Source organism: Vibrio sp. 10N.286.52.C3, from assembly GCF_041468865.1.
Lineage (GTDB): Bacteria > Pseudomonadota > Gammaproteobacteria > Enterobacterales > Vibrionaceae > Vibrio > Vibrio crassostreae_C.
In genome coordinates this window covers 138,591-159,634 of record NZ_JBFRJM010000019.1, presented here as the reverse complement: position 1 = coordinate 159,634, position 21,044 = coordinate 138,591, and the positions used below count along the sequence as shown (strand labels likewise).

Sequence of the window (21,044 nt, the reverse complement as noted above, 5' to 3'; positions counted from 1 at the left end):
TGCTCGGCGCACAACAAAAAGCCCTGCGAGATTGCTCTTGCAGGGCTTTTTTCAAGTTTTCATTTCAATCAGTCATGTCAGCTGACAATTATGAGCGAACCCACTCGTATACCAAGCTTGGCTTAGCATGTACTGGCGCAGTGATGGTTAGATCTTCTGTACTAGAATCCTCTAACGTTGCGTCAGGCGTATTCGTTAGCTCAGCATCCTCAGATACCTCGTTGCCCTTAATCACTTGTACGCCTGAGTCAGTTTCGTCACCAACGACTTCAGCAGCGTCTGTTGAATCATCACCTACAGACATTGTGTTGTCTTGAGTTTCAAATTCAGGGCTCACTTCAGGCTCAATGTAAGATTCTTCAACCTTCGCAACTTGGCGAATACTTGCTACTTCTTGCTCAAACTCTTGTTGAGTCGACAATAAGTGAATTCGGAAAGTGACTTCGTTGTTCTGAATCTTCAGAATATCTAGGCTTGCCACCGAGTTTAGACGCTTAAGTGCGTTCTCTAACTGGAAGAAGTCTTGAGCATTATTCAGGCTAATAAACTGCGTTAAAATCGATTCTGATGACTCACTCGCTACCGTCACAGCACTTTTGCCTGCGTAGTAGTTACTGATTTGGTCAACTAACTTCTTAGAAGTCGTGTCGCTGTTACCCGATAGTGAACCACTTACAGGCGATGTTGGTGCACTCGTCAATTGACTTGGCTTTTGATCGTATAGAGCCCAACGTAGGCCTGAAGATTGAGCCTTTATCACCAACACAGCATCAACAGGATAACGCTGACTCGCTTTACTGATTGGCGTAACAAAGCTACCCCACAAATCAGAAGTCGCAATACCCGTAATATCGTCAAAGTCACCCACAGGCAGCGTTAGAGGCAAGCCACGCTCTTTTGCGTTCGCTTGTAAGCTAGCTGCTAACTGTGAGTTAGAGTGTTCCCATACGATGTTCTTGTCGTAGTTGTCCTCTTCCACAAGCCAAACAAGGATGTTTGAACGCGTGTCAGGCCAGTAAGGTAACTGTGCTTGAGTCAACAGAGAACGGATTTGAGCACCGTTAAAACGCATACGCAATGTTGATTGGTCATTGCTTTCGCCAAAACTCATTTGAGACATGTACTGCGAACTCTTGCGCATCGCCTTTTGAATCGTCTCATTAGAAGCGACATCAGTTTGGCCAGTCGCACGTATCAATACCTGCTCCATACCTGTATTTCTTGCCACTTGTTCTGGCTGTTTGTCTTCAGCGTTAATCGCAACTTCAGCACTAAAAATATCTACTTGAGTTAAGGCATAACTCGGAGAGGCTAATAGTCCCATCAACAACAATGCTATGTAGCGCATACTGATCCTAATATTCAAATCTTATGCCTAGATGATAAGCAACTATGGATTGAGGGGCAAGGTCGATAGCGCCCACTGTGTTTAATAACCACAAAATATCACCTGGCCATGATAAATCGCTCACTTATAAACTGAATTTCTAGGGCTTAGATGGATATAAAACATCACTAAGATAAATAAATTTGATCTATTTGGTGTAGCAATCGATTGCCAAGTGATAGAATCCCGCGAATTTTATTTTTCGCTTTTCATATAACGACCATTTTTAAGGACATAACATGAAAAATGCTCTGCAAGGTGCGCAAATGCTGTTTGTAGCATTTGGTGCGCTTGTATTAGTGCCGCTACTGACTGGACTCGATCCCAACGTTGCACTGTTTGGCGCAGGTATCGGTACCCTTTTATTCCAACTTATTACACGCCGTTCAGTGCCAATCTTCTTAGCATCTTCTTTTGCTTTCATCGCGCCTATCATGTTTGGTATTCAAACTTGGGGTGTTGGTGCAACCATGGGCGGCTTGATGGCGGCGGGTGTTGTGTATGTACTAATGGGCGCGTTAATTAAAGTTCGTGGCGTTGGCTTCATCCATAAACTGCTTCCACCAGTCGTTGTTGGCCCTGTGATCATGGTTATCGGTTTAGGTCTTGCACCTGTTGCAGTTAACATGGCGCTAGGTAAGACAGGCGATGGTGCGGTTCAGCTTGTTGATGCAGACGCTGCCCTGTGGATCTCTTCAATTTCACTGTTAGTGACGATTGTCATCAGTGTGTTTTCAAAAGGCTTCCTTAAGCTACTGCCAATCTTCGGTGGTATTGTTGCGGGTTACATCACCAGCTTGGTATACGGCGCGGTAGACTTCACTCCAGTAGCGCAAGCATCTTGGTTAGCACTGCCAAACTTCACAACGCCAGAGTTCAACATCAACGCTATCTTTTTTATGGTATTTGTCGCGATTGCACCTGCCGTTGAACACGTAGGTGATATGCTTGCGATATCTAACGTGACCGGTAAAGACTACCTTAAAAAACCAGGTTTACACCGCACTATTACTGGCGACGGTGTGGCAACAATTGCCGCTTCAATGCTGGGCGCGCCGCCAAACACTACGTACAGTGAAGTAACAGGCGCAGTAATGCTTACCAAAGCATTCAACCCTGTGATCATGACTTGGGCTGCAGTCACAGCCATCGTTCTTGCATTGGTTGGCAAGCTAGGCGCACTACTTCAAACGATTCCGGTTCCTGTAATGGGCGGAATCATGATTCTACTGTTTGGCTCTATCGCAACAGTGGGTCTTAACACGCTAATCAAAAACAATGTTGACCTACACAAATCACGTAACCTTGTGATTGTGGGCATTACTTTAGTCTTTGGTATTGGCGGCATGGCCTTTGGTATCGGTGACTTTAGCCTACAGGGCGTAAGCTTGTGCGGTATCGTAGCGATTCTACTTAACCTAGTACTTCCAGAAGAGCTAGGTGACAACACTGTGGTAGATAAAGCTCAAATCGATTAATGAGTCGGTAAGGCTAGATTCCAAAGAATCACAACCTAACAAGATCAAAAAAGGGAGAGCATTGAATGCTCTCCCTTTTTATTAATACGGCTAATTCAGCGAGTTAAGAAACGATTTAGAGTCACTTAAGCTGAAACCGAATTACTTAGTACCGAAGATCTTATCACCAGCATCGCCAAGACCAGGAACAATGTAACCCTTGTCGTTTAGCTTCTCATCGATTGCAGCTGTGTAAAGTTCAACATCTGGGTGCGCTTTTTCTAGAGCCGCAATACCTTCAGGAGCCGCTACAAGAACAAGAATCTTGAAGTGCTTACAACCTTTCTCTTTCATCAGGTCGATAGTCGCGATCATAGAACCACCCGTTGCAAGCATTGGGTCTACCACTAGAGCGATACGCTCATCGATGTTAGATGCAAGCTTGTTGAAATATGGAACTGGCTCAAGCGTTTCTTCGTCACGGTAGATACCAACAACGCTGATACGTGCGCTTGGGATGTGCTCAAGAACACCGTCCATCATGCCTAGACCAGCACGTAGGATTGGCACTACTGTTACTTTTTTACCTTTAATTTGGTCAACTTCAACTGGGCCGTCCCAACCATTAATAGTTACACGTTCAGTTTCAAAGTCTGATGTCGCTTCGTATGTTAGAAGGCTACCCACTTCTGTCGCTAGCTCACGAAAACGCTTAGTGCTAATCTCACCTTCACGCATCAGGCCAATTTTATGTTTTACTAGCGGGTGTTTCACTTCAACAACTTTCATTTCCAACTCCGGCAATATTTAAACAAACCTGTAGATTATACACGAACTCTAAGGTTATTTCAGAATCTTTATTCTAATAAAAAAAACCGCGCAAACGTTTGCTCTTCATATTCAAGCCCTGTTAGAATAGCGCCGTTTTCACATCCAACTTAAGTTCGAGGACTATCCCGTGAGTGGTAATACTTCTTCTCTAAGCTACAAAGACGCTGGTGTTGATATCGACGCAGGTAATGCACTAGTAGACCGTATTAAAGGTGCTGTTAAACGCACTCGTCGCCCTGAAGTAATGGGCGGTATTGGTGGCTTTGGCGCCCTATGTGAACTTCCAACGAAATACAAAGAGCCAGTACTTGTTTCAGGTACTGATGGTGTTGGTACTAAACTTCGCCTTGCTTTGGATCTGAAAAAACACGACACCATTGGTATCGACCTAGTGGCAATGTGTGTGAACGACCTAATCGTTCAAGGTGGTGAGCCTCTATTCTTCCTAGACTACTACGCAACAGGTAAGCTAGATGTAGACACAGCAGCAGACGTTGTTTCTGGCATCGCTGAAGGTTGTGTTCAAGCTGGTTGTGCACTTATCGGTGGTGAAACTGCTGAAATGCCAGGCATGTACGAAGGCGACGACTACGATGTAGCTGGCTTCTGTGTTGGTGTTGTAGAAAAAGCGGACATCATTGACGGCACTAAAGTAGCAGCAGGCGACGCACTTATCGCTGTTGGCTCAAGTGGTCCACACTCAAACGGTTACTCTTTAATTCGTAAAGTCCTAGAAGTTTCTGGTGCTGATAAGAGTGAAGAACTAGAAGGTCGCACTATCGGTGAGCACCTACTAGAACCAACTAAGATTTACATCAAATCAGCGCTTAAGATGATTGCAGAGCATGACATTCATGCTATCTCACACATCACAGGTGGTGGTTTCTGGGAAAACATCCCACGCGTACTTCCTGAAGGTACTAAAGCAGTTATTGATGGCAAGAGCTGGGAATGGCCTGCTATCTTCAACTGGCTACAAGAGAAAGGTAACGTGGAGACATTCGAAATGTACCGCACTTTCAACTGTGGTGTAGGCCTAGTTGTTGCTCTACCTAAAGATCAAGCAGACGCTGCTGTTGAACTACTGAAAGCTGAAGGCGAAAACGCTTGGGTTATCGGTGAGATCGCAAACGCTGAAGCTGGCGAAGAGCAAGTTGAAATTAAATAAGTGATACGCTCACTTACTTAGTTAATCAATGAGGACCTAATGGTCCTCATTTTGCTATTTAGCCCGCAGAAAACCTTAGTTTATGTAGGTACATTGTAAACAATTCAGTTAATCAATCGTATGACCCACTCTATGAAAAACAATCACTCAAATAAAACCAGTCACTCTCAGAAAAACATCGTTGTGTTAGTTTCAGGAAGCGGAAGTAACTTACAGGCTATTTTAGATGCCTGCGATAGCGATATGATTGATGCATCGGTTAAAGCTGTCTTCTCAAACAAAGCAGAGGCTTTTGGATTAGAACGAGCGAAAACCGCAGGTGTTGACGCTCATTCAGTGAATCCAAAAGACTTTGGTTCACGTGAAGAGTTTGACCATGAATTGATGGTTCAGATCGATGCTTACCAGCCAGATTTAATCGTACTCGCTGGCTACATGCGAATCCTGAGTTCAGAGTTTGTTCGTCACTATGCAGGGAAAATGGTCAACATCCACCCTTCTCTGTTGCCGAAATACCCAGGCCTACACACCCACCAGCGTGCCATTGATGCGCAAGACAAAGAACACGGTACTAGCGTCCACTTTGTTACCGAGGAGCTCGATGGCGGCCCTGTGATCTTGCAAGCTAAGGTGCCGGTATTTGAAGATGATGATGCTGATATGTTGGCAAGCCGAGTGCTGACTCAAGAACACTGCATTTACCCTATGGTCTGCAAGTGGTTCGCGGAAGACCGTTTATCAATGGTCAATGGACAGGCTGTGTTAGACGGTAAAGCATTAGGTAAACACGGTTACGCAGAAGAGTAATTCGTCAAACGACTCTCAGACAACAAATTGCTGAAAAACAAAAAGGCCGCTTACTGACTGGTTAGTGCAGTAAGCGGCCTTTTTTATACGGTTCAAATAATACTATTCGGGATACTTAGCTCAGCTCAATGGTTCAGTTGGCGCTTGGCTTGCTACCTTCTTCGGCGCATAAGCGACATCTTCCAACGCTTGATGGTTATTGCCAATCAGCTCACCAAAATGAAACAGCGCATATTCGCCCGGCTTCATTCTAAACCACTCTTCATTGTCCGTAAGAGGTTGAGTTGCTACCACCGTCACCACATCATTTGGCGTAGTCTCTTCTTGGAAGTTTATCTCAACATCTTCATCAATCAGGCTCGCATTACCAAAAGGTGCGCGTCTGGTTATCCAGTACAAATGGTTAGTACAGTAAGTCATCACATACTCACCATCACTCAATAACATGTTAAATACGCCTTTCTCGCGTAGCTTGTCACAACACTCAGCCACAAAGCGGAACATACCTTCCATATCTTGAGGTGGCTCAGGGAAACGCTCTTCAAGTTGTTTGAGTAGCCAACAGAAAGAGAGTTCACTGTCTGTCTCGCCAACCGGTCTGAAACGACCACTGGTCAGATCGTCATAATCCGTTAATTGACCATTGTGAGCAAAGGTCCAGTATCGCCCCCAAAGCTCACGAGTAAAAGGGTGTGTATTCTCTAGATTAACACCACCACGGTTCGCTTGACGGATATGACTGACAACGGCTTGGCTTTTAATTGGGTAGTTTTGAACCAACTCAGCAATCTTTGATTCACAGCTAGGGTTAGGATCTTTAAATGTACGAAAACCCTTTCCCTCATAGAAGGTAATACCCCAGCCATCACGATGCGGGCCAGTATTGCCTCCACGCTGCATAAGACCAGTAAAGCTAAAACAAATATCAGTTGGCACATTCGCGCTCATACCGAGCAATTCACACATGGTTTAATCTACTCCCTATTAAAACCAATGGAGCCACAAACATGGGTTCCAAATGTCTGTAAAACTATTATTCCATCTCTTTTTCAACAAGCTGAATCACAATATGAATGATCTTAATGTGAATCTCTTGGATACGATCTGCGTAACCAAAGTGTGGTACTCGGATTTCGATATCAGCACAACCCGCCATTTTGCCGCCATCTTTACCCGTCAATGCAATCGTCTTCATGCCTTTAGCTTGAGCAGCTTCAATCGCTTTTAGAATATTGGCAGAGTTACCTGAAGTCGACAGACCGAACAACACATCACCTTTACGACCTACCGCTTCTACATAACGAGAAAATACGTGGTCGTAGCCAAAATCATTACTCACGCAAGACAGGTGGCTTGGATCTGAAATCGCAATGCCAGCGTAACCTGGACGGTTTTCACGGTATCGGCCTGTAAGCTCTTCCGCGAAGTGCATTGCATCACAGTGTGAACCACCGTTGCCACAAGAAAGCACTTTGCCCTCTTGCTTGAATGAGTCAGCAATCAGTTTTGCCGCCGCTTCAATTTGAGCGATGTTATGGTCATCACTCAGGAACTTATTCAGAACGTCAGCAGCTTCGTTTAATTCACTTTTGATTAGGTCTTGGTACATAAGACTTATCTCTTATTTTTTTTGACGCAGCTTAAAGTGCGTGAAATGAGAACTGAGGGTTTTCCCCTCTTTATAGCTGAGTTTACCCACAAACATGAAATAGTGTCGACACTTAAGCCCAAAGATTGCCACCTTAATTAACTTGTCGTTGTAAATCCGTCCAAATATTCGCCACCAACCTCTCACAATTAGAACTTTAACTCTATTGAGATCACTTTTTACTCACCTTGGAGTTTTACAAATATTTAATATTTTGTTTACACTTGACTGGTTAGACCTCTTACCTAAAACTTAATAACAATAAGTGATCTCTGAAAAGGAAATCGATCATGAACATATTGCTCTCCCTACTCGGCATGACCGCCATCTTAGGCGTCTGTCTTTACCATAGAGTTAGTCTGGTACGTGCATTAGTTGTATTAACCGGCGCAATGGTAGCATTAACACTGCTTGGCGGCGTGGCTGTTACCGGCTGGCTTTGCTATCTATTAGCCGTTGCGATCTTTGCTGTACCGACCATTCGTCAGACACTGATCAGCCAAAAAGCACTCTCTTTATTTAAGAAAGTTCTACCGGCGATGTCTCAGACAGAAAAAGAAGCACTAGAAGCCGGCACAGTATGGTGGGAAGCAGAGCTGTTCAAAGGCAAACCTGAATGGAAGAAACTTCAGAACATTGCTGACCCGAAACTCTCTGAAGCTGAGCAAGCGTTTTTAGATGGTCCAGTAAATATCGTGTGTGAAATGGTCAATGATTACCAAGTCACTCATGAGCTTGCTGATTTGCCACCAGAAGTATGGCAATACCTGAAAGACCATAAATTCTTCGCCATGATCATCAAGAAAAAATACGGCGGCTTAGAGTTCTCAGCTTACGCTCAATCTTTGGTTCTACAGAAGCTAACAGGCGTTTCTAGTGTATTGTCATCGACGGTTGGCGTACCTAACTCATTAGGCCCTGGTGAGCTTTTACAACACTACGGTACAGAAGAACAAAGAAACCACTACCTGCCTCGCCTAGCGGAAGGTAAAGAGATCCCTTGTTTCGCACTAACTAGCCCAGAGGCAGGCTCTGATGCTGGCTCTATTCCAGATTACGGTGTGGTTTGTAAAGGCGACTGGCAAGGCGAAGAAGTACTCGGCATGCGCCTAACTTGGAACAAGCGTTACATCACTCTCGCGCCTGTCGCGACGGTATTAGGCTTAGCTTTTAAACTTCGTGACCCGGATGGCCTGCTTGGTGATCAAAAAGATCTTGGTATCACTTGTGCGCTTATCCCAACGGATTTAAAAGGCGTAAAGATTGGCAACCGCCACTTCCCACTAAACGTACCTTTCCAAAATGGCCCGACGCAAGGCGACGATATCTTCGTGCCTATCGATTTCATCATTGGCGGTCAGAAAATGGCCGGTCAAGGCTGGCGTATGCTGGTTGAGTGCCTGTCGGTTGGTCGTGGTATCACACTGCCTTCAAACTCAACTGGTGGCATCAAGTCTGCCGCGCTTGCAACTGGCGCTTACGCTCGTATCCGCCGTCAGTTCAAACAGCCTATTGGCCGCATGGAAGGGGTTGAAGAGCCACTTGCACGCCTTGCAGGTAACGCTTATGTAATGGACGCAGCAAGTAACCTAACCGTCGCAGGTATTGACCTTGGCGAAAAGCCTTCGGTTATCTCTGCAATCGTTAAGTACCATTGTACGCACCGTGGCCAACGCAGCATCATTGATGCGATGGATATCGTCGGTGGTAAAGGCATTTGTTTAGGCCCATCGAACTTCCTAGCTCGTGGCTACCAAGGCTCGCCTATCGCGATTACGGTTGAAGGCGCAAACATCCTGACTCGTTCAATGATCATCTATGGTCAAGGTGCGATTCGCTGTCACCCTTACGTACTGAACGAAATGGAAGCGGCTTATTCTGAAAGCAGCGATGCGCTTGATAAGTTTGATTCAGCGTTAGCAGGGCACGTTAGCTTTACGATGAGCAACCTAGTCCGCAGCTTGTGGTTTGGTTTAACCGATGGTCGTGGTTCTGATGCGCCAACACCTTCAAATAAAACAGATAAACAGACACAGCGTTACTACCAACAGCTAAACCGCTACAGTGCAAACCTAGCGCTACTGTCTGATATCTCAATGGCAGTTCTAGGTGGATCACTGAAGCGTAGAGAACGTTTATCAGCAAGACTGGGTGATATCTTAAGTCAACTTTACCTCGGTTCAGCAACGTTGAAGCGCTTTGAAAGTGAAGGCAGCCACGCTGAAGATCTACCGTTAGTACATTGGGGGATGCAAGATAGCTTACGTCAGACTGAAGTGGCGATTGATGAATTCTTAGCGAACTTCCCTAACCCTGTGATTGGTCGTCTGCTTCGTGTTGTGCTAATGCCATTTGGTCGTATCCGTCGTGCTCCAAACGACAAGCTCGATAGCAAAGTTGCGCACATTCTACAAACACCAAGCGAAACACGCTCTCGTATAGGTCGCGGCCAATACCTAGAAGCGACGGAATACAACCCAGTAGGTAAGATTGAAAAAGCGCTAGAAGTGATTCTTCAAGCTGAACCTCTGTTCGACAAAGTCTGCAAAGAGACACATCAAAAACGTGCCTTCTTACGACTTGATCTTGTTGCTCAGTTGGGACTTGAGAAAGGTATCTTAACGCAAGACGAAGCAAATCTTCTGATTAGCGCTGAGGAACATAGACTGTACACGATTAACGTGGATGACTTCTCACCAGAGGAGCTTGCAGCAAAATCTCAGTACCCAGACCAATCGATTGATAACGTCGCTTAAGGCCAGAAAAAGAAACAAAAACGGGACTACTATGAGTCCCGTTTTTTTGTTCATGATTTCGTTGCCACAAATTCCAATGCTTTATCTAGCAGCTTATTCTCTCTAGACAATCTAATCATCTAAGCGAGTTACTTGGGCGCCTTGAGCTGCATCTCAGGTAACGCTTTTTTCTTCGCCTTGACCTTACGAACCACAAACCAAATCAATAAGCCCAATAGAATAGCGACCACATTACCCACCGCAATAATGATCATGCTGCGCTGTCTGTCATCTTCACGTTTTTGAAGGATCATCAACTCTGTTGCGATACGCTTCTGTTCAGCAAGAGCTTCTTCTTGAAGACGTCGTGACTCTGCTAAGTCGATATCTTCAACAACGCTGTACGACTGCTCGGTAATTGGAAAAATCAGCGGGCGCTGACTTGAAGCATCAGTGGCATAAACCATCCCTGACCAATTATAAATTCCTAAATCGCCATTATAAGGCACCTCTAAAGCGACTTTCATTGCGTCGACTTCAGCTTGCCCCTGCTTGTACATCACATATTCATCAGGAGCCTTGTGCTCAACATGAACCGCTAACGAGCTCGGTGCGATCATCCCCTGTTCACCAGACACCACAATAGTATGAGGTAAACCCTCTTTTCGTGATTGAATGAAGGTGCTAGTGATCGGTGTTGGGTAAACCAAGACTTCTTGCTCTTGCGCTCGCAGGAACACGCCATTACCAGAGGTAATACGCGCTCGGTATTTACCGGGCTCGATATCAATTGGCAAAGAGACAGTGAACACACCATCTCCGGCCTTTTCATCAAGATCAGCGCCATCATCGGCAAACTCGCCCATCACAACCGGCACCGGGCGCGCTTCTCTCACCAAAGACTCTTCGTTTTCAACAAACTTAGTAAAGGTAACCTTAAGCTTCACGCGATCGAGAAAATCGCGCAGCACCAGCGGCTTGCCATCAGAAGTCAGTCGAGCGGTAAATTTGATGCGCTCTGTTTGATACAACTTATCTGGGAACTCATTAGCATCCAAAACAAGATGAGACAGCAGCTTGATATTGTTCTTAGGGGAAACTTTACCTATCGCTTGCCAAGGGCCGGGCATCGGATTGTCGATAGAGATAATGTCCATGGACGATTCTTCGTACCAACGGACATTATCAGCATTGCGCCAAGAGTAGTATTTCTTGCCATCAGGGCGAACCAAAACGACAGGTTTAGAGTTATCGGCTCGATAAATCACAAAGGTGACTTGTTCAATACTGGGATCAACTCTAAAACGGTTGTCCAATAAACTCATAACGGATTCTGTTGCTGCATGTAAGCCAAAACTTAACAGCAATAAGCAACCGGTAGCCAATACCCTTAACATACTTTCTCCCTACTGACGCCAGAGGCAGCTTCCGCTTTTCTCGACGAGATCTAAACGACTTTGATGCGCTTCTACTTCATCGGCCGTAGCTCGTAAAACCTTTAGGGATTTTCGACCACTTTCTACTCTTCGTATGCTTTCGGCTTCACCTTCCTGTTGACCAGCGTTAAATTGCAGCGAAGTTTGACCACCCGTCATCAATAAGTAGACGTCGGCTAGGATCTCCGCATCGAGCAATGCGCCGTGGAGAGTGCGGTGCGAGTTATCGATACCGTAACGGTCACATAAGATATCTAGGTTGTTTCTTTTACCTGGGAATATCTTCTTCGCCATTGCCAAGGTATCGGTAACTTTACAGTAGTCATCCGTTTTACCTATCGCTGGGTTGAGCTTCTCAAACTCATAGTCCATGAAGCCCGTATCGAAGGGCGCGTTATGAGCCACCAGCTCCGCACCTTTGATAAAGTCGAGAAACTCTTTATGAATGTCTTGGTATTCAGGCTTATCAATCAAGAATTCATCGGTAATACCGTGAACGCCAATCGCCTCTTCTTGAATCGCACGATCGGGCTTGATGTAGACGTGGAAATGACGCCCGGTCAGCCTACGGTTGATGATCTCTACTGCACCAATTTCAACGATGCGGTGACCCATATAGTGAGGGCCACCTTCTGTATTCATACCGGTGGTTTCGGTATCGAGTACAACAATGCGCTTATTTTCGTTCGAACTGTTTTTTTCGTTCGTGCTTTGTTCTGGAGTGCTACTGGTATTCATAAGGATAACTGTGTCAGACTATGCCGATAATGTGCTTGAGGTAATAGTATCAAATCATGACGAAACAAGTTGAAATTTTCACTGATGGTTCTTGTTTAGGCAACCCTGGTCCCGGCGGCTATGGCATCGTACTTCGCTACAAAAAAGTCGAGAAGACGCTAGCAGAAGGTTTCACGCTAACAACCAATAACCGTATGGAAATGCTCGCCGCTGTCGTGGCTCTGCAAACCCTCAAAGAACCTTGCTCTGTGATTCTGACCACAGATAGCCAATACGTGCGTCAAGGCATCACACAGTGGATTCATAACTGGAAAAAGCGTGACTGGAAAACAGCCGACAAGAAACCGGTTAAAAATGCCGATCTGTGGCAAAGGCTCGATAAAGAAACCGCTCGCCATAACGTTGATTGGCGCTGGGTAAAAGGACACGCCGGACACAGAGAAAACGAAATGTGTGATGATTTAGCGCGAAATGCAGCGGAGAATCCGACTCTAGAAGATACGGGCTATCAACCAAGCTAATCGTCTTTTTAATTAGACGCACATTTCAGAAAGCGATTTATAATTTCTTAAACTAATTGACAATTTCTCAATCGAATTGATAGATGAAAAGCCGACAACTAATCGGCTTTTTCTGTTTTTAGCGGATATGACGCTTTGGCTGAATCCATTGTACGGCGCGTATTGGTTCTAAAACTTGCCCCAACAGGCGAGAAACGTCGCTTAAGGTGCCAATGTGGTTTGATGGGTTTTAGCGGGTAAGTACGCTTGCGAGCAACAATAAAGTATTGGCTTCCGGCGAAGGATGCACAACCACCTAAGCTGTTCTCCAACCACGTCCACATCGCTTGATACTTACTCATCGGAAACAGCGCGTAGGTGTCACAATGAATTACTTCATAGTTAAGTACACCTAACCAGTCTTTAATTCGACTTGGCGTGTACATACGCCCACTCCAAGGCAAGCTGTTCTTTCGCCAAGGCATCAAACTGGCAAGCCCAGTGACACTGATTGGGTTGAAGCCCGTGATAATGATATAGCCATCGTCCATCATCACTCGGTCGACTTCTCTCAATAAGCGATGCGGGTCATTGCTATAATCTAGCTGATGACTCAGTACTACAACATCAAAGCTTTTCTCCAAAAAGGGTAAATTATAGCCATCCGCTATCACATTATGTAATGGGTTCTGGATATCTAGGTTTACTTGATGTTGAATGTTGCATGTGCAGCTAGAAATCTCACTACTGAGGCCACCGAGCTTGAGCATATGGTAACCAAATAGCTTTGGGCACCACTCATCGAGTCGAGTTTGAATAGATTCTCTCAACCAGTCCCCATTGTGCAATTGCGCCCAAGTGTAAGGACGTTCAAACTTCTTTCTGCTACGTGCTGGCTTCATCAATAATCTGTCTCACTTATTCTGTCGCACTAATAGTGACTGGAGAACCAATAATGTTACATATCAAAAGCATACCTGCATTTAACGACAATTACATCTGGCTGATTCAAAATAGCGATCGCCGTTGTGCTGTCGTCGACCCTGGTGATGCGGCTCCAGTATTAGAGTACTTGGCACACCATGAGCTAACTTTAGATGCAATCTTGATTACACACCACCACCACGATCACATTGGTGGTGTTCCAGAACTCGTTAGACAATTTCCCGGCGTGGATGTTGTCGGTCCAAGGAATGAACCTATCCCTACCTTAACTCATCCGGTCGATGATGGTGATCAATTAGAACTGTTTGGCGAAGTATTCCTCGTCCTAGGGCTCAGTGGCCATACTGCGGGTCATATTGGTTATGTGGGCGATGCCAAACTGTTTTGTGGTGATGTGTTGTTCTCTGCGGGCTGTGGCCGAATCATGGAAGGCACACCACAACAGATGTTCGATGCACTGAATAAGATCACGGCTCTGCCTCAAGAAACCGAAGTTTATTGTGCACATGAGTACACTGCAGCCAATATCGCTTTCGCATTAGCCGTAGAGCCTGATAACCAACATTTGCAGCAATATCGCGACCAAGTGAACCGACTTCGCGCTCAAAATAAGTCGACCATCCCCACAAATTTGAGACAAGAGAAGTTTGTGAACCCCTTCCTGCGCTATACCGAGCCAAGTGTAGTGAAATCAGTGTCTAATCGCACCGAGCAGACCGATCCTTTATCGGTATTCACCGCTTTACGTGCGTGGAAGAACGAATTTTAACAAATACAGACTTGTCACTCATAGGGGGTGGCAAGTATTATCATCGGCCGTTAATTAAAAAGGCTGTAACATGCGAGTTAAGTACAGCTGGGCTTTGGTATTACTACTTTCTGGTTGCCAATTAACTCAGTCAGAGAATCCAGACCAAGCTTCCGAGCAAACCAACACATCTCCTACTAAAGAAGTTTCTCAAGCGAACGTTTCATCAGAAGCAACAGCCAAAGAAGATCAAAAAGTTGAAGCACCTGTCGTTACTCCACAAACACAAGAAGATGTTTGGAAACGCATTGCGATGCAACTTGAAATGGAAGTGCCAGACCAAAAGAAGGTCGACTACTACCGAACTTGGTATCTCAAGCACCCGAGTCATCTAAAAACAGTATCAAAGCGTGCTGAACCTTTCTTGTATCTGATCACGACTAAGATTGAAGAAAAAGGCTTACCACTAGAATTGGCACTACTACCCGTTGTAGAAAGCTCTTTCGATGCGTTTGCCTACTCTCATGGCAGTGCTGCTGGTCTATGGCAATTCATTTCAGGCACTGGCAAAGACTACGGGCTTGAACAGAACTTTTGGTATGACGGCCGCCGCGATGTTGCCGCCTCTACCGACGCCGCATTGGACTTCCTCTCAGATCTTAACCGACGTTTCGATGGCGACTGGAATCATGCGATTGCTGCCTATAACAGTGGTGGTGGTCGAGTAAACAGCGCAATCCGCAAGAACAAGAAGCTTGGCAAGCCAATCGACTTTTTCTCTTTGGACTTACCAAAAGAGACCAGCAGCTATGTACCTAAACTGCTTGCTCTAGCAGATGTCATTGCCAACCAAGAAAAGTATGGCATCGATATTCCGGCGATCCCGAATAAGCCAGTGCTGACTCTGGTTAACCCTGAAGAACAGCTTGATTTAGCCATTGCTGCGAACTACGCAGGCATTCCTGTCAAAGAACTTCAAGGTTACAACCCGGCTTACAACCAATGGGCAACGGCACCAGAGAAACACCAACAACTATTACTTCCTTTAGATTCAGTTGAGAAATTCAACAAAGAAGTCGCTGCCAATAAAGGCAAAGGCATGAAGTTGGTGCGTTACAAGGTTCAATCTGGTGACAGCATTAGCGTACTGGCAAGCAAATATAACACCACCAGCAAAGTGATCCGCTCTGCAAACGGTTTGAGCAACAACAATATTCGTATTGGCCAGCACTTACTTATCCCAACATCCACCAAAGACGACAAGACATACGCCCTAAGCGCCTCAAACCGCCTAGCAAGCACACAGTCGAAGAGTCGTGGTCAATATAAGCTCAGCCATACTGTAAGAAGTGGTGACAGCCTATGGACGATTGCACGCGCAAATAAGGTCTCTCATCAATCACTGGCTAAGTGGAATGGCATGGGACCACGCGACACGCTTAGAGTTGGTCAAGAACTGGTCATTTGGAAGAACGGCTCAGACGGCGCCATCATCCGTACGATCTTTTATAACGTAAGATCAGGTGACACAGTCAGCGGTATTGCATCAAAGTTCAAAGTAAAAAGTACAGATGTTGTAAAATGGAACACTTTGCAGAACAAAAAATACCTACAGCCAGGACAAAAACTGAAGCTGTATGTTGATGTAACTAAGGTAAGTGTATGAACCCGTCAAGTAACCCACTCATCATGCTGTTGGATATATTCCGTTCGCCAACAGCTTGTTTCTTAGCGCTTTATCAACGAAGTGCTTGGGGATGGCAACCCTACGTCGTATTAATGCTCAGCCCATTTTTGTTTTGGGGTGCTTATTTTTCGAATGTAGATTTTGCATGGTTAAGTGCAGAGCTCTCGCAGCAACTGGCTCAAACGAACCCTGACCAATTGGCGTTACTTGACAGCAATACCTTACTCGCAAGTGAAATCATCAGCGACGTATTTGGCCGAACATTAACCATCGTTCTATTGGCATTCTGGTTTAACCTAGCAACCAAGCCAAGCCAACATCAGCACAGCTTTTGGCGATGGTTTGCAGCGGCATCGGTTGTTATATTCCCAGCTGTTTTAGGTGATGTAGCAAGCTACGCAAGCCTGATACTCAAGCATGGACATGTGATGAACTACGCTGCCGACTTGAACAGCTTAAATGGCTTGATCAAGTTACCGCTAACTAATGATTGGTCACAGTTTGCTAGCTCATTACCACTGCTTCTGCCATGGTACATCGTGCTAGGTTATGCTGCGGTATTAACGTGGACTGAGTTTGAACGCGGGCAAGCGCTTGTGATTTCAGGCTTACCATGGGTTGGCTACTACCTAATCTGGGCGCTCTACATTTTAATCTTTTAAGTAGAAGAGATAAGGCTAGCGAAGACTCTCTAGCCTATTGTTCCGTTAGATTTCCCAAGGTAACCACCGTGCGAATGGTTAAGTTCCAATGACTAATAGCTAATCACTATTTAGCCTTAAAGGTCACTCGCATAGGGTTATGATCAGAAGCGTCCGTAATGGGCGCTTTTGCTTTTTCTACCTCTAGCCCTCGATAGAACACATGGTCGAGCACCAGTCCTGTAATGAACTGAGTTCTGTTATCTGGCTCAAAGGCAACTTCCGTCAAACCAACCTTCTCCAACGCATCTTTCAATACAGCAAAGCGAGCTTCACTCCAGCTATTAAAGTCCCCAGCAAAAATAACCGGCCCACGATACTTTTGCAGATTGTCAGTTAAGCTCTTGAGCTGAGCCTCGTAATCTTCCGTACCAAAGGTAAAGTTCACAGCGTGGATATTAATCACAGCCAGCTCTTCGCCATTGTTTAGTTGGTAACGCGACCAAAGCGCCGATTTAGGCAGTTGAAGCCAAGGTTCTTCATGAGTATAAGCACACGCTTCAATCGGTAAATGGGTTGCTAGGTTGAGTACCCCAGCACTTTGCTCAAAGGCCTCAAACGCATTAACACGTGTGCTTCCCCACTGTCCGCTCATTACCCATTGGCGAAGTCCTTCTGTCATACTAGCTTCTTGCAGCAAGACTAAATCGCTACCTGCCGACAGCTTATTTAACTCACTCTGCCAATTATTTCGGTTTTGCTTGTAGATATTCCACACCGCAATGTCTAAGCCATCAGACACATCAATCGCTTTCGGTGCAGAGTTTTGGTAGCAACTGTAGATGTCGTTACTGGTACTTTGAGAGGAAATGATCAGGTTGGGTTTATTCGGGATCACGAAGATAAAATGAAAACTAACGACAGCAAGCGTTATCAATAACGTGATAACAATGATGGTTTTCTTAAACATACAGCACCCTACCAGAGATGAAAAAGGAGCGATAAACGCTCCTTTTAGGGTAATAGTTTTTTTATACGGCGTCTTCGTCTTCTTCGCCAGTACGAATACGTACCACACGTTCAACTTCAGTAATGAAGATCTTACCGTCACCAATTTTACCTGTTTGAGCCGTCTCAATGATGGTATCAACACATTGGTCAGCCACTTCGTCGGTCACAACGATTTCTAGTTTCACTTTAGGTAAAAAGTCGACCATGTACTCTGCGCCGCGGTATAGCTCAGTATGACCTTTTTGACGTCCAAAGCCTTTAACTTCAGATACTGTCATACCCGTAATACCCACTTCTGCAAGTGCTTCACGTACATCATCAAGTTTGAATGGCTTGATAATGGCTTCAATCTTTTTCATGTTCATCCCTTAAACTGTGCGAATGGCTCATTATCGGTTAGCTATAGTAAACATTCAATGAAAAAAGCCAGAGCTTTAAAGCTCTGGCTCGAAATTTATCATCTTGTTTAATCAGCGCTTTGAGAAGGTTTTACTTAAGGCTTGCGTAGTAAGCGGCTAGATTCGCGATGTCTTCATCACTCAGCATTGAAGCTTGAGCCTGCATTACAGCGGCCAAACCGCCGGTGCGCTGGCCATTCTTATAGGCCTTAATTGATGAAGCGATGTATTGCTCGTTTTGACCTTTAAGGTTTGGATAGCCAGGGATCACTGCGATACCGTCTGCACCATGACATGCCGCACAGATTGCTGCTTTAGCTTGACCCGCAGCAACATCAGCCGCCAGAGCGTTACCACTCAATAGTCCAAATCCAAGAACTAATCCTAGTGTAATTTTCTTCATTGCATATTCCATTAATTATTTTTATTAAAGTGACGGTGAATTGTGACATAAACTTTTTCTACTTGCTCCAAAGCGCTTCACAATCTTGACCTTCGTAGTTTTTATCTACGAATAAGCCTAAAACAGCGATCACTCGATCGCCATCCATTAATATCGGCGTTCTGCGTCTTAACCAACTGGGTACTTGGTACTCTTGAAACAACTTCTTAAGCTTCCTGCTATGACCGCGCCCAACAGGGTGTGCTGACAATCCCTCAGGGTTAAATATCACTCGCAGTGTTCCTCTCGTTGTGTTGAGACTAAAATGTTGCGCATCACAGTGGTTAGATACACCATCACTCGCCGCTGAAGTTAAGTGTAGTTCCCCTAAACCGTCAGGCAAAACTAAGCTCTCTTCCATCGAGATATCACTTTGCCAGTTCGACAAGTCTTTGGTCTCTTTTACGACATGGAGCTGATGATTAAAACGTCTAACCTCAACCTCATTCAACACCAGCTTAGGGTTGGCGTCTGCCTGAGCACATGCCACCTCATCCCATATAAGTTTGAGCTGCTTTTGGCTCGGCATCGGTTGATTACAGCGGCTCAGCCACATTCTTAATAAGCGTGCACGCAGTAAATCAGAGTACTGAGATAATACCTCAATACTTAAGCTGTGCTTCTCAGTCAAAGCTTGTTGTAAGTGAGATTCTAACAACTCATCCAACAGTAACTCTTGCTCTGCACATAGCTGAGCACTACGACTGACCGATTCTCGAAAACTAGGCCAACGCTCGGTCAGTGTCGGAGTGACTTGATGACGAATAAAATTACGGTCAAAGCGAACGTCTTGATTACTCTCATCTTCTACCCAAGTTAAAGCCATATCGCGCGCCGCCACTTCAATATCCGTTCTCGTCACCGACAGCAGTGGGCGAACGATATGAGCACCTGAAAATGGCATCACTTTCGCCATTGAAGAGAGCCCTTTCGGACCACTGCCACGCTTAAGAGCTAACAAGAAGGTCTCGACTTGGTCATCGATGTGCTGGCCTGTCACTAACACATCACCTTGTCTAATATGCTTTTTAAGGGCTTGGTATCGCGCGTCTCGAGCCAGCTTTTCAACGCTTTCTCCACGGCTAATATCTAGCGAGACTCGTTCAATGAACAAGGATACCGACAAAGCATCACACCATGTTTTGCACTGCTCTGCCCAATAATCAGCATTGTTGCTTAAGCCGTGGTGAACATGTACCGCACAGCAATCGATGTGATGGGACTTAGCGAATTGGGCAGCCAACTCCAACAACACTCGTGAATCGACACCACCACTGAAAGCGACGATCAACCGACAAGGCTTAAGCGCGCTTTGATCAAGTACAGATGTGAAGGTATCAATTAAGTGTGTCATGAGGCTAATAAACCAAGAGATCGTGTGTTAAGGGATAATGTTTTAATAATAAAAAAGGGTTGGCACTGAGTCCAACCCTTTCATCATTTGTTCGTATAGCTAGCCTTATCGCTAAGGCAAGTTATCAGCAGTAGCCGTAGCTCATTAGACGCTGGTAACGACGCTCAAGCAGCGTTTCGTTATCAAACTGCTCTAGCTCTTCTAGCTGTTTAACTAACATGTCTTTCATGTTTTGAGCGGTTTGTGCAGGGTCGCGGTGCGCGCCACCTAGAGGCTCAGGAATGATTTCGTCGATAAGCTCAAGCTCTTTAAGACGAGGAGCAATCAGGCCCATCGCTTCAGCTGCTTGTGGTGCTTTATCTGAATCGCGCCATAAGATTGAAGCACAACCTTCTGGAGAGATTACTGAGTACGTAGAGTACTGAAGCATGTTCACGTAGTCACCAACACCAATCGCTAGTGCACCACCAGAACCGCCTTCACCCACAACGTTACAGATAACAGGAACTGAAAGGCCAGCCATCACTTTTAGGTTTTTAGCGATAGCTTCAGATTGACCACGCTCTTCAGCACCAACACCTGGGTATGCGCCCGCTGTGTCGATGAAAGTAATAATAGGCATGTTGAAACGCTCAGCAGTTTCCATTAGACGTAGCGCCTTACGGTAACCTTCTGGCTTTGGCATACCAAAGTTACGGATCACTTTCTCTTTAGTCTCACGACCTTTCTGGTGACCAATAACCATAACAGGACGGCCATTTAGACGAGCCATACCACCCACAATAGCTTTGTCGTCAGCGTAAGCGCGATCGCCCGCCATCTCTTCAAACTCTGTGAATGCATGCTCCAGGTAATCTTTGGTGTAAGGACGTTGAGGGTGACGAGCAAGTTGAGCTACCTGCCATGCACCTAAGTCACTAAAGATTTTCTGTTTAAGCTCTAAGCTTTTTTTCTCTAGTTGTTCGATTTCTTTGTCTAGATCTACCGCTGTGTCACCACCGTGACGCGAAACGTCACGTAGCGCTTCGATTTTTGCTTCAAGTTCAGCGATAGGCTTTTCAAATTCTAGAAAGTTCAGGCTCATCTATGAATCCTTGTTGATTCAGCTCCG

At 45.4% G+C, this 21,044-nt stretch carries 20 protein-coding genes; 8 read left to right on the top strand and 12 right to left on the bottom strand.

The features are described from left to right. Positions 1-88: 88 nt before the first annotated feature. On the bottom strand, positions 89-1,348 hold the full coding sequence (locus AB4138_RS08610; protein WP_017060714.1) for a DUF2066 domain-containing protein: 1,260 nt from the start codon (positions 1,346-1,348) through the stop codon (positions 89-91). 278 nt (positions 1,349-1,626) lie between these two features. Here AB4138_RS08610 and AB4138_RS08605 point away from each other — a divergent pair, with 278 nt between their 5' ends. Beyond that, positions 1,627-2,865, top strand: coding sequence for a uracil-xanthine permease family protein (locus AB4138_RS08605; RefSeq protein ID WP_017060715.1), 1,239 nt, complete (start codon positions 1,627-1,629; stop codon positions 2,863-2,865). A 141-nt stretch (positions 2,866-3,006) separates the two neighbouring features. Here AB4138_RS08605 and upp read toward each other — a convergent pair whose 3' ends face one another. Then, positions 3,007-3,633 carry a uracil phosphoribosyltransferase gene (upp, locus tag AB4138_RS08600; RefSeq protein ID WP_004738627.1) on the bottom strand — a complete coding sequence of 209 codons (627 nt, stop codon included), beginning with the start codon at positions 3,631-3,633 and terminating at the stop codon, positions 3,007-3,009. 169 nt (positions 3,634-3,802) lie between these two features. Between upp and purM the strand changes: the two genes are divergently transcribed. Together purM and purN are read left to right on the top strand one after the other, a co-directional pair. Continuing rightward, entirely contained in the window at positions 3,803-4,843 is a 1,041-nt protein-coding gene (gene purM, locus AB4138_RS08595) for a phosphoribosylformylglycinamidine cyclo-ligase (protein ID WP_008222945.1), read from the top strand. Positions 4,844-4,975: 132 nt separating this feature from the next. Next, the gene (gene purN / locus AB4138_RS08590) at positions 4,976-5,650 is read left to right on the top strand and encodes a phosphoribosylglycinamide formyltransferase (protein ID WP_017060717.1); all 675 of its coding nucleotides are present in this window, start codon (positions 4,976-4,978) and stop codon (positions 5,648-5,650) included. A 120-nt stretch (positions 5,651-5,770) separates the two neighbouring features. On the opposite strand, the gene AB4138_RS08585 is transcribed toward purN, so the two are convergent. Continuing rightward, on the bottom strand, positions 5,771-6,616 hold the full coding sequence (locus tag AB4138_RS08585; protein WP_372305632.1) for a class II glutamine amidotransferase: 846 nt from the start codon (positions 6,614-6,616) through the stop codon (positions 5,771-5,773). A gap of 67 nt (positions 6,617-6,683) precedes the next feature. Beyond that, positions 6,684-7,259, bottom strand: coding sequence for a D-sedoheptulose 7-phosphate isomerase (gene lpcA / locus AB4138_RS08580; RefSeq protein ID WP_017063379.1), 576 nt, complete (start codon positions 7,257-7,259; stop codon positions 6,684-6,686). 329 nt (positions 7,260-7,588) lie between these two features. On the opposite strand from lpcA, the gene fadE reads away from it, so the two are divergent. Next, positions 7,589-10,054 carry an acyl-CoA dehydrogenase FadE gene (gene fadE / locus AB4138_RS08575; RefSeq protein ID WP_372305629.1) on the top strand — a complete coding sequence of 822 codons (2,466 nt, stop codon included), beginning with the start codon at positions 7,589-7,591 and terminating at the stop codon, positions 10,052-10,054. A 128-nt stretch (positions 10,055-10,182) separates the two neighbouring features. Here the strand turns inward: fadE and AB4138_RS08570 are convergent, their stop codons facing one another. Next, positions 10,183-11,430: a TIGR03503 family protein gene (locus AB4138_RS08570; protein ID WP_017069371.1), complete on the bottom strand. Its 1,248-nt coding sequence runs from the start codon at positions 11,428-11,430 to the stop codon at positions 10,183-10,185. Positions 11,431-11,439: 9 nt separating this feature from the next. Beyond that, the gene (gene dnaQ, locus AB4138_RS08565) at positions 11,440-12,207 is read right to left on the bottom strand and encodes a DNA polymerase III subunit epsilon (RefSeq protein ID WP_017060722.1); all 768 of its coding nucleotides are present in this window, start codon (positions 12,205-12,207) and stop codon (positions 11,440-11,442) included. A 56-nt stretch (positions 12,208-12,263) separates the two neighbouring features. Between dnaQ and rnhA the strand changes: the two genes are divergently transcribed. After that, on the top strand, positions 12,264-12,728 hold the full coding sequence (gene rnhA, locus AB4138_RS08560) for a ribonuclease HI (RefSeq protein WP_017063376.1): 465 nt from the start codon (positions 12,264-12,266) through the stop codon (positions 12,726-12,728). 98 nt (positions 12,729-12,826) lie between these two features. Here rnhA and AB4138_RS08555 read toward each other — a convergent pair whose 3' ends face one another. After that, a complete protein-coding gene (locus tag AB4138_RS08555; protein WP_017060724.1) occupies positions 12,827-13,609 on the bottom strand; it encodes a class I SAM-dependent methyltransferase in 783 nt (260 codons plus the stop codon). A gap of 53 nt (positions 13,610-13,662) precedes the next feature. On the opposite strand from AB4138_RS08555, the gene gloB reads away from it, so the two are divergent. The 3 genes from gloB to AB4138_RS08540 all read left to right on the top strand — a co-directional run bounded on the left by gloB (position 13,663) and on the right by AB4138_RS08540 (position 16,749). Further along, positions 13,663-14,421 (top strand): hydroxyacylglutathione hydrolase, encoded by a 759-nt coding sequence (gene gloB / locus AB4138_RS08550; protein WP_017060725.1) that lies wholly within the window; start codon positions 13,663-13,665, stop codon positions 14,419-14,421. A gap of 70 nt (positions 14,422-14,491) precedes the next feature. Next, positions 14,492-16,066, top strand: coding sequence for a LysM peptidoglycan-binding domain-containing protein (locus AB4138_RS08545; protein WP_017063374.1), 1,575 nt, complete (start codon positions 14,492-14,494; stop codon positions 16,064-16,066). Further along, positions 16,063-16,749 (top strand): YIP1 family protein, encoded by a 687-nt coding sequence (locus tag AB4138_RS08540; RefSeq protein ID WP_372305626.1) that lies wholly within the window; start codon positions 16,063-16,065, stop codon positions 16,747-16,749. The genes AB4138_RS08545 and AB4138_RS08540 overlap by 4 nt, the downstream gene beginning before the upstream one ends. A 106-nt stretch (positions 16,750-16,855) precedes the next feature. Here AB4138_RS08540 and AB4138_RS08535 read toward each other — a convergent pair whose 3' ends face one another. The 5 genes from AB4138_RS08535 to accA all read right to left on the bottom strand — a co-directional run bounded on the left by AB4138_RS08535 (position 16,856) and on the right by accA (position 21,017). Continuing rightward, positions 16,856-17,698 (bottom strand): endonuclease/exonuclease/phosphatase family protein, encoded by an 843-nt coding sequence (locus AB4138_RS08535; protein WP_372305624.1) that lies wholly within the window; start codon positions 17,696-17,698, stop codon positions 16,856-16,858. A gap of 61 nt (positions 17,699-17,759) precedes the next feature. Then, complete coding sequence (gene glnB / locus AB4138_RS08530; protein WP_017063373.1) at positions 17,760-18,098, bottom strand: nitrogen regulatory protein P-II; 339 nt, start codon at positions 18,096-18,098, stop codon at positions 17,760-17,762. 130 nt (positions 18,099-18,228) lie between these two features. Then, the gene (locus AB4138_RS08525) at positions 18,229-18,552 is read right to left on the bottom strand and encodes a cytochrome c (RefSeq protein WP_170791809.1); all 324 of its coding nucleotides are present in this window, start codon (positions 18,550-18,552) and stop codon (positions 18,229-18,231) included. Positions 18,553-18,598: 46 nt separating this feature from the next. After that, a complete protein-coding gene (gene tilS, locus AB4138_RS08520; protein WP_017060730.1) occupies positions 18,599-19,933 on the bottom strand; it encodes a tRNA lysidine(34) synthetase TilS in 1,335 nt (444 codons plus the stop codon). Positions 19,934-20,057: 124 nt separating this feature from the next. Next, positions 20,058-21,017 carry an acetyl-CoA carboxylase carboxyl transferase subunit alpha gene (gene accA / locus AB4138_RS08515; protein ID WP_017060731.1) on the bottom strand — a complete coding sequence of 320 codons (960 nt, stop codon included), beginning with the start codon at positions 21,015-21,017 and terminating at the stop codon, positions 20,058-20,060. Positions 21,018-21,044 lie beyond the last annotated feature (27 nt).